We start from the raw sequence: 15,911 nt of genomic DNA, 5'->3' as shown, positions 1-15,911 counted from the left end.
GGATGACACGACTTCGCATTCTTCTTCCCGGCGCCCGACTGGTCCTGTGCATGGCGGTGATCCTGGTGCTTGGCGCTTGTGCCGATCTGCGTTATTACGCCCATGTCACGCACGGTGAGGCCGCCTTGCTGCTGCAGCGGCGTGCGGTCGGGAAGGTCATTGCCGATCCCGCCACGGATGCGAAGCTGGCGGCGCGTTTGAAGCTGTCGCAGCAGGCGCGTCAATTCGCTTCCGAGCAGTTGGATCTGCCCAATAACCGCAGCTATACCTATTACGTCCAGTTGCATCGGCCATATGTGGTCTGGAACGTCTACGCCACGCCGCGCTTTTCGGTGGACGCGGTGCCGCAATGCTTTCCCATTGCCGGTTGTGTGGCTTACCGCGGCTGGTTCGACGAGAAGAAAGCCCTCGACAGCGCCAGGCAGCTGCGTGCGCAAGGCGACGACGTGTACGTCGGCGGCGTGCCGGCTTATTCGACGCTTGGCTGGTTCGCCGACCCCATCCTCAGCAGCATGATGCGTTGGGACGATGATGAACTGGTCGGCACGATATTTCACGAACTAGCACACCAGCTGATCTATCTGAAGGGCGATACGGCCTTCAACGAAAGCTACGCGATGTTCGTGGAGGACGAAGGCGTGCGCCAATGGCACCACTCGCGGGGTGAACCGGTGGGCGACGATCGCAATCAGTTGATGGACGACGGGTTCACCCAACGGGTGCTTGATCTGCGTGCACGGCTGAAAACGCTTTACGCGAGCGGTGCCGGCGATGCGGCGATGGCCGCGGGCAAGGCGCGTGCGATGGCGGATTTTCGCGTTCGCTACGCAGCCTGGCGCGACAAGAACTGGCCGAACGACCATCGCTACGACGCCTGGGTAGCGCATCCGATCAACAATGCGACCTTGCTGCCGTTCGGTCTTTACGACCAATGGGTGCAGGCGTTCGCGGTGCTGTTTAAGCAGGCGGGTGGCCAATGGCCGGCTTTTTACAACGGTGTGCGTGAACTGGCCAGGGCGCCGGCGCCGCAGCGCGAAGAACGGCTCAAGCAACTGCTTAAGGCCTCCGGTTCGCTGCAAGGTGCCGGCGCGGCGGCGCCTTGAGCGCCTTCAGGGCGAAACTTTGTGCTGTGCCATATAGCGCAGGTACGCAAGCAGTGCGTCCAGGTCGGCGTCCGACAGCGATTCCTGGGTGGGAAATCCGTGCATCCGGGCTTGCGGCCAGTGATGCAGGGACTGCGGATTGCGGATGAAAGCGCGCAACAGGTCCTGGCGCAGGTATTCGGTCGGGTTATAGGGGATGTTGAGGTCCGGTCCCATCTGCGCATCGCCTTCGCCGTTGAGGGTGTGACAGGTGAAGCAGGTGCGCTGGAATACGGCGTAGCCGCGGCGGATCGGACTTTGCGCGGGCACCGAGGCATCGGGCGCAATGTGCGCAAAGCGCTCGGCGATATCCTTTGTGCGCTGGATGCGCGCCAGCTGGTAGGGCCACTGCTCGATGCTCACGCCGGCCACCGCCGGGCGCAGCCAGACCACATAAAACGGGCCCGCGTCGCCCTTGTTGCCCGGCAGGGCAGGCCACGGATGGGCGGGATCTTCGATCGCGAGCCACGCCGTGGCGCCCTTCTTGTTGAGGATCGTATCGGCGGCAATATCGACCGAGAAACCATCATGGGCGACGAACTGCAACCTGTCCCCATGCTCCAACCCGGGCAGCAGCGCGCGCAGCGGGACAGCGCGAAAATGCATGGTCTGGCGGAACGCGACGTCGACAGGGACGGTCACCGTTTGCAGGTCCGGGCGCGCCAGCAACGCTTCGGTGGTCCAGGTGCGGACGCCGTGGCCGGTGTCGATGTTCAGGCTCGCTGCGTGTACGGGCAGGGCCAGGCATAGCGCCAACAGGCACAGGCAGCGACGCAACGGGATGAGGCCTTTCATGGTAAGTCCTTTCACTGACAGGCACTTGGAGGTGTGCGCACATGAAACCGTATGGTCTTGCGCAACGCAAGTTATCGATAAGCTGAACCGATTCGGTGTCACCCTTGAACTTAGCCGGCAGCAGCCACACTAAGTAGTCGTATCGCCGTGAGGCGACGACCGGGTGGCACAGAACATCGTGGCATCCAGGGGTCGGTTCCTTGTTTACCCTCCCCCCGGAACGCGACCTAACAAGCCCCGGCAGTTACTCCCCTGGCTGCCGGGGTTTTATCTTTTCCGGTTTATAAGGTTTTTCCTATTCCTTGGGATCGCTTCGGCAGGATAATTGCCGGGCGCCGCGCCGTTGCGCTGTGCGTTCCCCCAGGCACGGAAGTAAGCCATGATCGTCACCTCGTTGCTCGACACCGACCTCTACAAGTTTTCGATGATGCAGGTGGTGCTGCATCAGTACCCTGCCGCGCATGTGGAGTACCGCTTCAAATGCCGCAATCCGGGCGTCGATCTGGTGCCCTATATCGAGGAGATCCGCGAGGAACTGCACGCACTGTGCAGCCTGCGCTTCACCGAGCAGGAGCTGGATTACCTGCGCGAATGGCGCTTCCTCAAGAGCGATTTCATCGACTTCCTGGCGCTGTTCCACCTAAATGCCAAGTATGTGCAGATAAGCCCCTCCGCGCTGGGCAACGGCGAGATCGAGATCAAGATCTGCGGCCCCTGGTTGCACACCATTCTGTTCGAAGTGCCGTTGCTGGCGATCGTCAACGAGATCTATTTCCGGCATAACAGCGTCGATGCGGATCTGGACGAAGGGCGGCGTCGCTTGCGCGAAAAGATTTCGCTGTTGCGCGACACCGCCGGCTATACCGAATGCCGCATCGCCGACTACGGCACGCGTCGGCGCTATTCGCGCGATTGGCACTGGGAGGTGGCAACCACTTTGCGCGACGGCCTGGGCATGCAACTGGCCGGTACCAGCAATGTATGGCTGGCATGGCAGCTTGGCCTGCGCCCGCTGGGTACGCTGGCGCACGAATATCTACAGGCACACCAGGCACTTGGGCCGCGTCTGCGCGATTCGCAAGTGGCGGCGCTGGAGGCCTGGGCGAAGGAATATCGCGGTGATCTGGGTATTGCTCTGTCGGACGTATACGGCCTTACGGCCTTCCTGCGCGACTTCGACATGTATTTCTGCAAGCTGTTCGACGGTACGCGCCACGACTCGGGCGATCCCTTTGCGTGGGGCGAGCGGGTGCTGGCGCACTACCAGGCCAATCGCGTGGATCCGCGCGGCAAGGTGCTGGTTTTCAGCGATGGCCTGGATATCCCCAAAGTGATGAAGCTTTACCATCACTTCCACGGCCGTTGCCAACTTGCGTTCGGTGTCGGCACCAACCTGACCAACGACGTCGGCCCCACGCCGCTTAACATCGTGATCAAGATGGTTCGCTGCAACGGCCAGCCGGTGGCCAAGCTCAGCGATTCGCCGGGCAAGAACATGTGCGAGGACGATGCATACATCGCCTATCTGCGGCAGGTATTCGATATTCCGGTGCTGGTCGAGGCGTGAAAAAAACGCACGTTGCTGCCCGACCTGGGATCAGGCGAACACGCTGCAACGGCGCACGGTGTGACTACGGCAAGGCGGGATGTACGGCGGTGCGGGAGGGGCCGGATACCCGGCTCCCTATCTGATCGCGATAAACCGGCCGATCAGTCCGATCAGAATGCAGGCAACACCGCGCCTTTGTACTTCTGCTCGATGAACGCCTTGATCTGGGGGCTGGTCAGAGCCTTGGCCAGTTTCTGCACGCGCGGATCGTGCAGATTGTCCGGGCGGCCTACCAGATAGTTGACGTACGGCGAGTTCTTGTCTTCGATCAGCAACGCGTCCTTGATCGGGTTCAAGCCGGCGGCAAGCGCATAGTTGGTGTTGATGAGCGAAAGGTCCACTTCATCCAGCGTGCGCGGCAGCATCGCCGCTTCCAGCGGTTTGAACACCAGGTTTTTCGGATTGGCGACGATGTCCTTGGGCGTGGCCAGCTCGTTGTTGGGATCGTTCAGTGTGATCAACCCGTGCTTGGCCAGCAGGAGCAGGGCACGTCCTTCGTTGGCCGGATCGTTCGGCAGCGTCACCGTTGCGCCGACGGGCAACTGGTCGATCGACTTGTACTTGCGCGAATAGGCGCCGAACGGTTCGATATGCACGCCCGTGACGATCACCAGGTCGGTGTTGTGCTCGCGGTTGAAGGTGTCCAGGAAGGGTTTGGTCTGGAAATAATTGAGGTCGATGGCCTTTTCCACGACCTGGGTATTGGGCTGCACGTAATCGGCGAACACCTTGATCTGCAGATCCACCCCTTCCTTGGCTAGGATGGGCTTGACCTGCTTGAGGATTTCCGCGTGCGGCACGGCCGTGGCAGCCACCGTCAGCGTCTGGCCGCCGGTATCGCCGGAACCCGAAGAGGAGCAGCCGGCCAGCAGCAGCGCGGCGGCGAGGAGGGCCATCAGCTTTTTCATGGGGATGCTTGTCCTTGTGCGACGCAACAGAATAGCCGTCCATACGGCTGATTGCAAAAAAGCCGCTTCGGCAGGCCTGGCTGCGGGCCGCTTCAGCGGCGGCTGTAATGCGCCACGATGCGGTCGCCGAGCATTTGCAGCAGTTGGACCAGTACGATCAACAGCAACACCGTTACGACCATATAGTCGGACTTGTAGCTGAGGTAGCCGTACCGGTAGGCAAGGTCGCCCAGCCCCCCGGCGCCGATGGCGCCGCCCATCGCGGTATATCCGACCAGTGCGATGGCCGTTACGGTGACGCCGGCCCACAGGCTGCCGCGCGCCTCGGGAAGCAGCACATGGCGCACGATCTGCCAGGTGGTCGCGCCCATTGCCTGCGAGGCTTCGATCACGCCGCGTTCCACTTCGCGCAGCGCCGTTTCGACCAGGCGCGCAAAGAAGGGCGCGGCGCCGATGACCAGCGGCGGTATCGCGCCACGGATACCCAGCCTTGTGCCGACCAGCACGTAAGTCAGCGGCATCAGCACGATCATCAGAATGATGAAGGGAATCGAGCGCAGCACGTTGACGACCAGCGAGAGGGCGCCGTAAAGCGCGGGCATCGCGTGCAGCTGGCCTCTGCCGGTGAGAAACAACACGATGCCCAGTGGCAGCCCGAGCAGCACGGTAAGCAGGAGCGACCCACCCAGCATCAGCAAGGTATCGATGCATGCCCGGCCAAGCTCGGCCCAGTCGTCGATGTTGGGAAACAGGGTTTGCAGCAAAGGTGCGGCGATCATCGAATGAGTACCTCCACGTCGATACCGGCCTCGCGCAACGCGTTCATCGCCGCGTCCACGCCGGTGCCTTGCATGGCCAGGGTGAGCTGGCCGTAGGGCATGTCCTTGATGCGGTCGATGCGGCCGGCAAGGATATTGAAATCTACGCCGGTTTCGCGCATCACCCGCCCCAGCGTCGGCGACCAGGTCGCTTCGCCGCGAAAGGAAAGCCGCATGATGCGCCCCGGCACGTTTTGATAAGGCACGTGTTCGCCCGCTTCTTCTTCCGGCAAGGCTTCGTTGACGAAGCGGCTGGTGGTGGCGTGCGTGGGATGCAGGAACACGTCGGCGACGGCGCCGCGTTCCACGATACGCCCGGCATCCAGCACCGCCACGCGATCGCACACGCGCCGTACCACGTCCATCTCGTGCGTGATCAGCACGATGGTAAGTTTCAGCTCGCGATTGATCTGGGCCAGCAAGTCGAGCACGGACGCCGTGGTTTGCGGATCGAGCGCGCTGGTGGCTTCGTCGCACAGCAGGATCGAAGGGCGATTGGCCAGTGCGCGGGCGATGCCGACACGTTGCTTTTGGCCGCCGGAAAGCTGCGACGGATACTTGTCGGCGTGATCGCTCAAGCCGACCCGGTGCAGCAATTCATCGACCCGTGCGCGAATGGCGGCTTGATCCTTTTCACCGGCGATGCGTAGCGGGAGCGCGACGTTCTCGGCCACGGTCTGCGAGGAAAGCAGGTTGAAATGCTGGAAGATCATGCCGATGCGCTGCCGCGCCGCGCGCAGCTCGGCATCGGACAGTTGGGTCATGTCGGTATCGCCGATCATGATGCGTCCGCCGCTGGGGCGTTCGAGCAGGTTGATCAGGCGTATGAGCGTGGATTTGCCGGCACCGGAGTGGCCGATGATGCCGAACACGTCGCCATCGGCAATGTCCAGGCTGAAAATCTCCAGCGCGGGAATGACCTTGCCATTGACGGTGTAGGATTTGTGGACATCGACGAAACGGATCACGACGAACCTTCAACCATGGCCGGAACCCGCATTCTATGCCAGTCGGACGTGGGAAGGCTGGGGTAGACTGTCCTATCGATATCACCGGAGCGATCACCATGACCACCGTCTACGATTTCAGCGCGCGCGACATCGATGGCAAGGAGCAATCGCTCGACGCCTGGCGTGGCAAGACCATGCTGATCGTCAACGTAGCCTCCAAGTGCGGGTTCACCCCGCAATACAAGGGCTTGGAGGCGCTGTGGCGCGGCCATCAGGACCAGGGGCTGGTGGTGCTGGGCTTCCCGTGCGACCAGTTCGGTCATCAGGAGCCCGGCGACGAGGCCGAAATCAGGAACTTCTGTTCGACCAGCTATGACGTCACCTTCCCGATGTTCGCCAAGATCGAGGTCAATGGCGAACATGCGCATCCGCTCTATCAATGGATGAAGAAGCAGGCCAAGGGATTGCTGGGCAGCGAATCGATCAAGTGGAATTTCACCAAGTTTCTGATCGACGACCAAGGCAACGTGGTCAAACGCTACGCGCCCAACGACACTCCGGAGAAAATCGAGAAAGATCTGCGCAAGCGCTGAAGAAAGCGCGCGAGCCGGCCCTTCAGCTGTGCCCCTGGAAGGCGGCCAGCATTTCCGCGATTGCATCCAGATCGCGGCTGGCGCTGGGATCGTCGCCCTGGCGCACGTAGTTGTTGACCATCAGGGCGAAGGCCAACCGTTCGCCCGCACTGGTCGTGACATAACCGGCCAGGCAGTGCACATAGGTCATGCTGCCGGTTTTGGCCTGCACGTTGTCGGCCGCGGCGCTGCCGCGCATGCGAAATTCCAGCGTGCCGTCCACGCCGGCGCTGGGTAGCGCATCGCGCAACTGCGTGCCGTAGGGCTGGCTCGACAGGTAGGTCAGCAGTTGCACCGTGGCCTGGGGCGTGACCAGATCCTCGCGCGACAGTCCCGCGCCTTCCTCGATCTGCGCGGCATCGGGGGCGATGCCGATGCGATCGAGCCATTGGCGCATCGCGCGAATGGCCCAGGCCTCGCTGCTGAGGAAGCCCTCGTCCGGATCGCCGGCCTGCTGTGCCTCGGCCTGCGCCTTGACGCCGGCGATCTGCAGCAGATTCTGCAGGTAGAGATTCTGCGAGCGCTTGAGCCCGCGTGTGAGCACGTCCATAAGCGGCGGCGACAGAACCTGCGCTACGACGGTGGCACGGTCCAGGTTTATGTCATCCGGTTGCGGCCAGTGCTGGACGCGCAGCCGGCCATCGATGCGGATGCCGTGCCGGGTGAGCGCATCGCGCAGTAGCGTGCCGGCAAACCACGCCGGATCGGCCATGGCGAGCCTGAACGTCTGCGGCTGTGCGCCAGCTGGCATGCTGCCGAAGGCGTACAGCGTCGCATCGCCTGGTGCACGGTAGAGATTGATGTCGCTGCGTGTGTGCGGCGCGCCGGTGGTCATGGTGTTCACCACATGCGGCATCGACTCCGGTGAATCGAAGGTCAGCGATACCGAGCCACCTGCCTGGTTCGAAGGCGTGACGGTGAGGTTGACCACGTTTTCCTGCACGCTCAACGCGCAGGAGGGCACCGCGAACCAGCTCTGCAGATCGCGCGCTTCCCAGCCCGAACCCATCGCCGGCCCGCTGAAATAGCTGTCGTCGGCGATCAGGTCGCCATGCACTTCACGCACGCCGGCCGCCGCCAGTTGGGTGGCCAGCTCGTCGGCCCAGTCGCTATGGGTGTCGGGAGTGCCTAGCGTGGGGTCCCCCATGCCATACAGGATCAGCGGCCCACCGACCTGGCCGCGCTGGATCGGCCGCGTAACCAGGAGCTGCGTGGGAATGCGATAGTCGGTGCCGAGCGTATCGAGCACCAGCGCCGCCGTGTACAGTTTCGCCGTGGAGGCCGGTTGTAGCAGGCGGTCGGCATCGTGGGCATATAGCGTGCGCCCCGTATCGAGCGAAACCACGGCAATGCCCCAGCTTGATGCGCTGTAGCGGGGTTGCCCGATCTGTGCATCGATGGCGGCGGCCAGTTGCCGCGTCGAAGCGATCGGCCGCGCCGTCACGGTATCGGCGGCGTTTACCGTTGCCAACGAAACGAGCAGCACGCAGGCGCTGCTCAGCACGAGCCGAAATCGAGAGAAAAAACCATTCATGGGTTTTAGTATGCCTAGCCTGTCGATGCCGCGATAGGTTCAGCGCACCCGTGCGTGGTGTAGGTGAATGCGCAGTCCGAACCACACCAGGCTCAGTCCGCGGATAACCGTGAAGGCCAGAAAAGCCAGCCACACGCCCTGATCGCCCATCCCGCGCGTCGTCCATGCCAGCAGTGCGAAAGCCAATGCCGACAGCATCACCGGCAGTGCCAGCGACCACACCTGCCGGCGGGTCTGGCGATCCCGCCAGGCGTTGATACGTGGTGTCATTGGAAGACCCGGATTTTGGCGTGTTCGGGCGCGATACTGCGCAGGAGTGTTAACCTTACCCATTCGTCGGCGCAGGTCGGCGCTTCTTTACCTCAAGCGAGATCATCATGCAGATTGCCGACAACACCGTAGCCGCCTTTCACTACACGCTGACCGACGACGCCGGCCAGGTCATCGACAGCTCCGAGGGGCGCGAGCCGCTTGCCTATCTGCATGGCAGCGGCCAGATCGTGCCAGGCCTGGAAAAGGCCATGGCCGGCCGCGTCGCCGGCGATCAGTTCAAGGTCGATGTGGCACCCGCCGAGGGCTACGGCGTGCATCATCCGGAACTGGTGCAGGAACTGCCGCGCGAGGCGTTCCAGGGCGTGGAGGACATCCAGCCCGGCATGCAGTTCCAGGGAAACGGTCCACAGGGCGTGATCAATGTGACGGTGACCAAGGTTGACGGCCAAACCGTGCATATCGACGGCAACCATCCGCTGGCCGGCCAGACGTTGCATTTCGATATCGAAGTGACCCAAGTGCGTGCGGCGACGGAAGAAGAGCTTGCGCACGGTCATGTGCACGGCGCGGGTGGCCACCACCACTGACGTTCGTCGCGATCGCATCAGTACGCCAGACGATGGCCGGCCCCGAATGGGCCGGCCATTTTCATGTCCAGGGTGTGAGCATCCCTAGTACCAATCGAGCAGCGAGATGCCGGCGCCCAGATAGGTGGCGTTGTGGTTGTAATCGATGATGCTTTCGCCGTAGCCCTTGAACAGTTCCATGTATCCGCGCAGGTTGCCGGCCAGCGGAAAACTCCAGGTCAATCGCCCTGCGCCATGCTGCTCGCCGCCGCCGCGCAGGGAGTCGCGCAGCATCAGGCCGAACTCCTGTCCGTTCCATTCGTGCACGATCTGCATGTCGGCGCGACCCATGTAATTGCTGATGTCCGGATTGTTGTCATCGGCCGCCTGTTCCGGAATGCGCCACCATGGGCGGAAGACGACGGTCCAGCTGTCGCGTTCGAAGCCGATCTGCCCCATCACGCGATTCCAGCTGCGCGAAAGCGGGTCTGATTGTCCATTGGATTGATGATCGACGCCGATGCCCAGCAGGCGTCCATTCCAACCCATCAGCTGATAGTTGGTGTCGAACACCAGCATGGCTTCGGGTTCGTAGTCGGTTTCGCGGAACGGGCGCGACAATTTCGCGTTGTAGACCTGCCAATAGGAGTCCTGCGTGTATCCCACCCACAGGTCGCCGGTGTCGCCGAAGACGTTCTGCCAGACCTTGGTTTTCAGGCTCAGCTGGAATTTGCCTTCCAGGTCCTGCATGCCCAGCGGCGTGTGTTCCGTGTTGACGGGGTTGGGACTGCTGGGCAGGTTGTTCTGGTTGCTGGTAGCGAACACCGGCAACACGTAGATGGGTTTGTAGCCGCGCAGATTGAACGTACCCAGCTTGCTCTGCGGCGAAAGTTCCCAGCGGCTGTCGAGCAGGGAAAGCGGCGCGGCGTTACTGCCGGTAGCTGCCGCCGTCGCCGTGCTTTGTTCGTGTGAGAACACGTTGGAAGAGACCGGTTCGGAGCGCTTGCGCGCTGCCGGCATCTGCGTGCGTCTGGTGGCGCGGTCGTAGCAGGCTAGCCGCTGCGCATCGCTTTTGATGCCGGTGCAGGCGCGGATGTCCGCCGGATCGATGTTTTGCGTCTGCGCTGGCGAGGCGCTCGCCGCGGTTAGGCATAAAACCGCCATCCATCGGACGATCCACTGTTTCACGGCGCACCCCACGCACGCGCCACTCCAGGCGCTTTGGCGTGGAGTTTAGCCAGCTTGCGTGCCGGAAAGAAAAAGCCGGCCGTCGACACGCGACGGCCGGCGTGATGCCTGCGTGAATCATGGGCGCCCGATGGCGTTCGGCTCGCCTAGTTCAAGTCTTTCAGCCAGTGCTGGTATTGCGCCTTGGAGATGCGGTTGCCATGGTCGGCCGCGTAACCGAAGTCGTTGGCGAGCGGCGGATAAGCGTTGGCCTGGCTCATGGTGATGAACTTGGTGCCGCCGGAAAGCTGGTCAAACGACGGCGGCGAGGCGGTGGACGGCGTCTGGCCCATGATCGAACGCACGGTCACCTGGCCCTGCGGGCTGTTGAACGTCATGCTGTCGGTGCCAGCCATCGGCGATGCCGTGTTGCCTTGCGACGGATTGGCCGATTGCATCGGCTGGCTTTGCGTGGACGGGGAGGTCAGCTGCGCAGGTTGAGGCTGCGCCCAAGCGATGCCGGTAAAGAGCAGGCCGGTGCTGATCAGGGAGGTTAGTAGTGGGATGCGGTATGTCATCGTGATAGCTCCTGCGGGGGACGCCTGAGATACCAGGGCCGCGTGCTTGCCGCAGCTAAAAGGAGCGGCCCGTAACGATCCTGGCCTGCCAAGCTTGTGCTTTACCTTAGCAAGCGGCCGGTAAATCCAAGCACAATAGAAAGGTCTTCCTTTCGTCAAGGCGAACATCCGTTGAGCAAATCTTCATCTGGGGACGCGGCGATCTCGTTGGTGCAGGCGCGTGCCATGCATCTGGCGGCGCAAGGGTTGCTGCATGCGCCTAAACGCCGCGCCAGGCGCGACGACGTGTTGGCTGCCATTCAACGTATGCGCCTGCTGCAGATAGACAGCATTCATGTCGTGGCGCGCAGCCCGTACCTGGTTCTGCATGCGCGGCTTGGCGACTATCCGCCGGCGTGGCTGGAAGAGATGCTCGATGCCGGACGCATCGCCGAATGCTGGGCGCATGAAGCGTGCTTTGTCACGGCCTCCGATATTGGCTTTCATCGCGCATGGCGCGCGCAGGCCGAAAGTCTTCATTGGGCCGACCGAAGCGCGTCGCGTGCCCGTGATACGCACCTGCGGGAAATGCACGACTTGCTGGAGCGCATCCGTCATTCGGGCCCGGTGCGCGCTTCGGATTTCGGGCGCACCGAGCGCGGCGTTTCCGGCTGGTGGGACTGGAAGCCTGAAAAGCGTTGGCTGGAAGCATGGTTTGCATCGGGCGAGTTGATGGTGACGCGGCGCGAACGTTTCCAGCGCGTCTATGACCTGGCCGAACGCGTGCTGGCCAAGCTCGATCCACCATGGGAGCAAGCGGCGCCCGCGCACACCCGCGATGCATTGCGCGAACGCTTCATTCTCGACAGCGTGCGCGCACTGGGTATCGCCCAGGCGCGTTGGATCGCCGATTATTTTCGACTCAAGCCTTCCGTCGACGCGAGCGAGCTGCAGCCTTTGCTGGCGACGGGCAAGCTGCTGAGCGTGAAGGTGACCGGCTGGGAGCAGCCTGCCTATGTGCATGCCGACCATGCGCCATGGCTGGAGCAGGCGCGTCAAGGAAAATTGCGCGCCACGCACACCGCGCTGCTTTCGCCGTTCGATCCGGTGGTGTGGGACCGCGCACGCGCGCGCGAGCTGTTCGATTTCGACTACACCATCGAATGCTACGTGCCCGCTGCCAAGCGCCGTTACGGCTATTACGTGCTGCCGATCCTCCATCGTGGACGGCTGGTCGGGCGGCTCGATGCGAAGGCGCATCGCGCTCAAGACGTGTTCGAGGTGAAAGCGCTGTTCCTCGAAGAGGGCACGACGCCGTCGGCACGCATGCTGCAAGAACTGGCCCAAGCCATATCCGCCACCGCTCAATGGCACGGCACCCCGAAGCTTCGGCTGGGGCGTTGCCGGCCCGCGTCTGTCGCCACCGCGTTGCGCGCGCTGTGGCGAGGTTGAGCTGGCAACGCGTCAGTGCGGCTTGGGGTTGCCGACGGGCGTTGGCGCGTTGCAGGCGCGGCCGTTCAAGGCGGCGCTCAACTGGGCCTGAAGGCCCAGGCAGCGGCTGGCCAGATACGGCCGCGTGCGGGGGTCGCTCGCATCCTGCAGCAGGCTTGAACGCATCGCCTGATAGTGTCCCTGCAGCGTATCGGGCGTAAAAATGCCCGCGGCACGGTGACAGGCAAGATAGCTGTCCAGGTAGGCATCGCACGGCGAAATGCCGGTGATGGCGACGGGTTGGGGAGGCGGGGGCGGTACCTTGCGTACCGCATGGCCGCAGCCGGCCAAAAGCAAGCCCAGCGCAAGGCAGCCCGATCGGGTCGCGAAAGCCCTTTGAAAGATATTTATCCGGCCGGCCAAATCCATGGATACGTTTCCAATCCGCTCATAAGCGGCATTAGACACCAGCTTTACCGGCAGCAAAACAGGGGCCATGAACGTTTATTCGCTTTACCGGCGCATTTGCGGTTATGATGGCGCCACTGTGTTTGCCGGGGTCACCAGAGTCATGTGACCCGATGCAGCCGATTACGATCTGCCTCATCGCTCACCCCTAGGGTTTTCCTTAGCACACCAGTAAGTCGCCCACCGTATGCGGCGGGTGAGTCTTTTTATGCGAAAAACCTAGTTTTGGAGTGTGTTTCATGTCTGATCGTCAGATCGGTACCGTCAAGTGGTTCAACGATGCCAAGGGTTTCGGCTTTATCAGCCGCGACAATGGCCCGGATGTTTTCGTGCATTTCCGCGCCATCCAGGGCAATGGCTTCAAGAGCCTGCAAGAAGGCCAGAAGGTCAGCTTCAAGGTCGTGCAGGGCCAGAAGGGCCTGCAGGCGGACGAAGTGGTCCCAGCCTAAATAGCTGAATGGATCGATTTAAAAAGCCGGGCTTCATGCCCGGCTTTTTGCATGGGGCATATTTAAATTTGGCATATTTAAATGCGGTTTTCGTTTGTGGCTTTAAATGTGAATTTTCCATCACACATGCCTTGACGATTATCACTATGCTTTAAGCACTGTGTTTGCTCGTAGTGCGCGTTCGGATGGCGTTCCGCCATGTCGTTCACCCCATCTCGGCATACCAGTAAGCCGTCGGCCCGGGCGGGCCGACTGGTCTCAATGTAAAACGGTCGAACGGATGGAGTGAATCATGTCGGATCGTGAGGTTGGTACCGTCAAGTGGTTTAATGATGCGAAGGGCTTCGGTTTCATCAGTCGCGAGAATGGTCCCGATGTCTTCGTGCATTTCCGTGCCATTACGGGGAATGGATTCAAAAGCCTCAAAGAGGGGCAGAAAGTAAGCTTCAAGGTGGTGCAGGGACAGAAGGGTCTGCAGGCTGACGAAGTCAGCCCCGCTTGAGTTCTGCCAATTCATGCGCAATAGGCCGGCGGATGCCGGCCTTTTTGTTTCCGCCATGCGCATTGGTTAACCTGCGCAGATGCTTGCCCCATCCATCTCTCGCGCCGTGAATACGCCTTCGCCTTCCATTGTCCCGCTGCTCGCGCAAGACGGTGCGCGCAGCGAATTGATGCTTATTCAGGGCGATGCATCCCCCCAGCACGTGGTTTACTGGTTACCCGCGCTGGGCGTACCCGCGAAACACTATCTGCCGCTGGCCGAAGCGTTTGCCGCGCGCGGCGTGGCGATGGCCTTGCACGAGTGGCGCGGCATCGGATCGAGCGATCGCCGCGCGGGACGGCATTGCGACTGGGGCTATCGTGAACTGCTCGCGTTGGATGTGCCGGTGGGCATCGCCCAGGTGCGGGCACGCTGGCCGCAGGCGAAGCTATGGATCGCCGGCCACAGCCTCGGCGGCCAACTGGCATGCCTGTACGCGAGCCTGCACCCGGATACGCTGGCGGGCATCCTGCTCATTGCCAGCGGCGCGCCTTACTGGCGGCGTTTTCGTTTCGGCGCATTGCTTTCGATCGCCTATATGCTTGCCTCGCCCCTGGCGCGACTGTTGGGCTATCTCCCTGGACGGCGCCTTGGCTTCGGCGGGAACGAAGCGCGCGGTCTCATCGCAGATTGGTCGCGCAGCGGGCGCACCGGGCGCTACGCAGCCGATGGCATGGCGGTGGATTTCGAGCAGGCGCTTGGCGCACTGGCGATGCCAGTTTTTGCCCTGCGCATGCGCGATGACTGGATGGTACCGGAGGCCTCCTTGACCTGGTTGCTCGGTAAGATGCCCGGCACGTCCCAGCGCGTGGTTGTCATGACGCCCGAACAACTCGCCGGGCAGGCGGCCGATCATTTCACCTGGATGAAGTTCCCCCATGCGCCGGCCGGGCAGCTGCTCGCGTGGATGGAGCGTAGCGAAGCGTCCCGCGCAAGCCTCGAACATGCCGACTCTTGATTGCGGCGCATAGCGGCGCTATCTGGCTTCCCATCCCTTACTTCGGTATCGACCATGAAGCTGTTTGAACCCTATACCCAGCGCAGCCTCTCGTTTCGCAATCGCATCGTGGTGTCGCCGATGTGCCAGTACTCCGCCACCGATGGCGTCCCGGGTCACTGGCATGCGGTGCATCTGGGAAGCCGTGCCGTCGGTGGCGCCGCCGCGGTGATTGCCGAGGCCACGGCGGTTTCTCCGCAAGCGCGCATTTCCGCTCACGACACCGGTATCTGGAACGATACTCAGGTACAGGCGTGGCAGCCGATCACGGCTTTTATCGCCGAGGAAGGCGCCATTGCCGGCGTGCAGCTGGCGCACGCCGGCCGCAAGGCCAGCGTGCTGCGCCCCTGGGAGGGTGGCGGCTCGCTGACCGCGGCGCAGGGCGCGTGGCAAACCGTCGCCCCGTCCGCCATACCTTTCGATACCGACTGGCACGTGCCGCAGGCGCTGGATGCGCAAGGCTTGCGCCAGGTGATCGAAGATTTCCGCGCCGCGGCGCTACGGGCGAAAGCGGCGGGATTCAGGCTGATCGAGATCCACGGCGCGCACGGCTATCTCTTGCATCAATTCATGTCGCCGCTCAGCAACCATCGCGACGACGCCTACGGCGGCAGTTTCGAGAATCGCACGCGGCTGGTGCGCGAGGTCATCGCCGCGGTGCGTGAGGTGTGGCCGGCGGAGTGGCCGTTGTGGTTGCGCATCTCGGCAACCGATTGGGCCGAAGGCGGCTGGAACATCGATGAAAGCGTGCGGCTGGCGAGCGAGGTCCAGGCGTTGGGTGTCGATCTGGTCGATGTCTCCAGCGGTGGGCTGGTGCCGCACGTCAAAATTCCGGTTGCACCGGGTTACCAGGTGCCGTTCGCGGCGCGCATCCGGCAGGAAGCGGGCATCGCCACCGGCGCGGTGGGTCTGATCACCGAGCCGGCCCAGGCCGAAGGCATCATCGCCGGCGGCGCGGCGGATCTGGTGCTGATTGCGCGGGCCAGCCTGCGCGATCCTTATTTTCCGCATCGTGCGGCGCAGGAGCTGGGGGCGGCGATCACGCCGCCGGTACAATACCTGCGGGCCTGGTAA

The 15,911-nt window shown here is 62.5% G+C and carries 18 protein-coding genes; 9 read left to right on the top strand and 9 right to left on the bottom strand.

Going from position 1 to position 15,911, the window contains the following annotated elements:
- Positions 1–2: 2 nt before the first annotated feature.
- On the top strand, positions 3–1,103 hold the full coding sequence (locus VME63_RS02140; RefSeq protein ID WP_325429774.1) for an aminopeptidase: 1,101 nt from the start codon (positions 3–5) through the stop codon (positions 1,101–1,103).
- A 6-nt stretch (positions 1,104–1,109) separates the two neighbouring features.
- On the opposite strand, the gene VME63_RS02135 is transcribed toward VME63_RS02140, so the two are convergent.
- Positions 1,110–1,937 carry a cytochrome c gene (locus VME63_RS02135; protein WP_325429772.1) on the bottom strand — a complete coding sequence of 276 codons (828 nt, stop codon included), beginning with the start codon at positions 1,935–1,937 and terminating at the stop codon, positions 1,110–1,112.
- 379 nt (positions 1,938–2,316) lie between these two features.
- On the opposite strand from VME63_RS02135, the gene pncB reads away from it, so the two are divergent.
- On the top strand, positions 2,317–3,504 hold the full coding sequence (gene pncB / locus VME63_RS02130) for a nicotinate phosphoribosyltransferase (RefSeq protein WP_325429770.1): 1,188 nt from the start codon (positions 2,317–2,319) through the stop codon (positions 3,502–3,504).
- Positions 3,505–3,656: 152 nt separating this feature from the next.
- Here the strand turns inward: pncB and VME63_RS02125 are convergent, their stop codons facing one another.
- The 3 genes from VME63_RS02125 to VME63_RS02115 form a co-directional block, all read right to left on the bottom strand.
- Positions 3,657–4,454: a MetQ/NlpA family ABC transporter substrate-binding protein gene (locus VME63_RS02125; RefSeq protein WP_325429768.1), complete on the bottom strand. Its 798-nt coding sequence runs from the start codon at positions 4,452–4,454 to the stop codon at positions 3,657–3,659.
- A 92-nt stretch (positions 4,455–4,546) separates the two neighbouring features.
- Positions 4,547–5,233, bottom strand: a complete 687-nt coding sequence (locus VME63_RS02120; RefSeq protein ID WP_325429766.1) for a methionine ABC transporter permease — start codon at positions 5,231–5,233, stop codon at positions 4,547–4,549.
- Positions 5,230–6,240, bottom strand: coding sequence for a methionine ABC transporter ATP-binding protein (locus tag VME63_RS02115; RefSeq protein WP_325429764.1), 1,011 nt, complete (start codon positions 6,238–6,240; stop codon positions 5,230–5,232). Before VME63_RS02115 ends, VME63_RS02120 begins: the two co-directional genes overlap by 4 nt.
- A 98-nt stretch (positions 6,241–6,338) precedes the next feature.
- Between VME63_RS02115 and VME63_RS02110 the strand changes: the two genes are divergently transcribed.
- On the top strand, positions 6,339–6,815 hold the full coding sequence (locus VME63_RS02110) for a glutathione peroxidase (protein ID WP_325429761.1): 477 nt from the start codon (positions 6,339–6,341) through the stop codon (positions 6,813–6,815).
- Positions 6,816–6,837: 22 nt separating this feature from the next.
- On the opposite strand, the gene dacB is transcribed toward VME63_RS02110, so the two are convergent.
- Positions 6,838–8,358, bottom strand: coding sequence for a D-alanyl-D-alanine carboxypeptidase/D-alanyl-D-alanine endopeptidase (dacB, locus tag VME63_RS02105; RefSeq protein WP_325429759.1), 1,521 nt, complete (start codon positions 8,356–8,358; stop codon positions 6,838–6,840).
- 69 nt (positions 8,359–8,427) lie between these two features.
- A complete protein-coding gene (locus VME63_RS02100) occupies positions 8,428–8,658 on the bottom strand; it encodes a hypothetical protein (protein WP_325429757.1) in 231 nt (76 codons plus the stop codon).
- A gap of 107 nt (positions 8,659–8,765) precedes the next feature.
- Between VME63_RS02100 and VME63_RS02095 the strand changes: the two genes are divergently transcribed.
- A complete protein-coding gene (locus tag VME63_RS02095) occupies positions 8,766–9,248 on the top strand; it encodes a peptidylprolyl isomerase (RefSeq protein ID WP_325429755.1) in 483 nt (160 codons plus the stop codon).
- Positions 9,249–9,332: 84 nt separating this feature from the next.
- Here the strand turns inward: VME63_RS02095 and VME63_RS02090 are convergent, their stop codons facing one another.
- Positions 9,333–10,391, bottom strand: coding sequence for a phospholipase A (locus VME63_RS02090; RefSeq protein WP_325429753.1), 1,059 nt, complete (start codon positions 10,389–10,391; stop codon positions 9,333–9,335).
- 170 nt (positions 10,392–10,561) lie between these two features.
- Positions 10,562–10,972, bottom strand: a complete 411-nt coding sequence (locus VME63_RS02085; RefSeq protein ID WP_325429751.1) for a hypothetical protein — start codon at positions 10,970–10,972, stop codon at positions 10,562–10,564.
- Between the two features lie 171 nt (positions 10,973–11,143).
- On the opposite strand from VME63_RS02085, the gene VME63_RS02080 reads away from it, so the two are divergent.
- Positions 11,144–12,403 carry a winged helix-turn-helix domain-containing protein gene (locus VME63_RS02080; RefSeq protein WP_325429749.1) on the top strand — a complete coding sequence of 420 codons (1,260 nt, stop codon included), beginning with the start codon at positions 11,144–11,146 and terminating at the stop codon, positions 12,401–12,403.
- A 12-nt stretch (positions 12,404–12,415) separates the two neighbouring features.
- Here VME63_RS02080 and VME63_RS02075 read toward each other — a convergent pair whose 3' ends face one another.
- The gene (locus VME63_RS02075) at positions 12,416–12,811 is read right to left on the bottom strand and encodes a hypothetical protein (protein WP_325429747.1); all 396 of its coding nucleotides are present in this window, start codon (positions 12,809–12,811) and stop codon (positions 12,416–12,418) included.
- Positions 12,812–13,089: 278 nt separating this feature from the next.
- On the opposite strand from VME63_RS02075, the gene VME63_RS02070 reads away from it, so the two are divergent.
- The 4 genes from VME63_RS02070 (at position 13,090) to VME63_RS02055 (ending at position 15,911) form a co-directional block, all read left to right on the top strand.
- Positions 13,090–13,299, top strand: coding sequence for a cold-shock protein (locus tag VME63_RS02070; protein WP_126671911.1), 210 nt, complete (start codon positions 13,090–13,092; stop codon positions 13,297–13,299).
- A gap of 292 nt (positions 13,300–13,591) precedes the next feature.
- Positions 13,592–13,801: a cold-shock protein gene (locus tag VME63_RS02065; protein WP_325429745.1), complete on the top strand. Its 210-nt coding sequence runs from the start codon at positions 13,592–13,594 to the stop codon at positions 13,799–13,801.
- Between the two features lie 106 nt (positions 13,802–13,907).
- Positions 13,908–14,798 carry an alpha/beta fold hydrolase gene (locus VME63_RS02060; protein WP_325429743.1) on the top strand — a complete coding sequence of 297 codons (891 nt, stop codon included), beginning with the start codon at positions 13,908–13,910 and terminating at the stop codon, positions 14,796–14,798.
- A 54-nt stretch (positions 14,799–14,852) separates the two neighbouring features.
- Entirely contained in the window at positions 14,853–15,911 is a 1,059-nt protein-coding gene (locus VME63_RS02055) for an NADH:flavin oxidoreductase/NADH oxidase (protein ID WP_325429741.1), read from the top strand.

This window comes from Dyella sp. (assembly GCF_035503745.1).
Classification (GTDB): Bacteria; Pseudomonadota; Gammaproteobacteria; order Xanthomonadales; family Rhodanobacteraceae; genus Dyella_B.
Note: the sequence above shows the minus strand (reverse complement) of the source record. Positions and strands in the feature narration are given on the sequence as shown.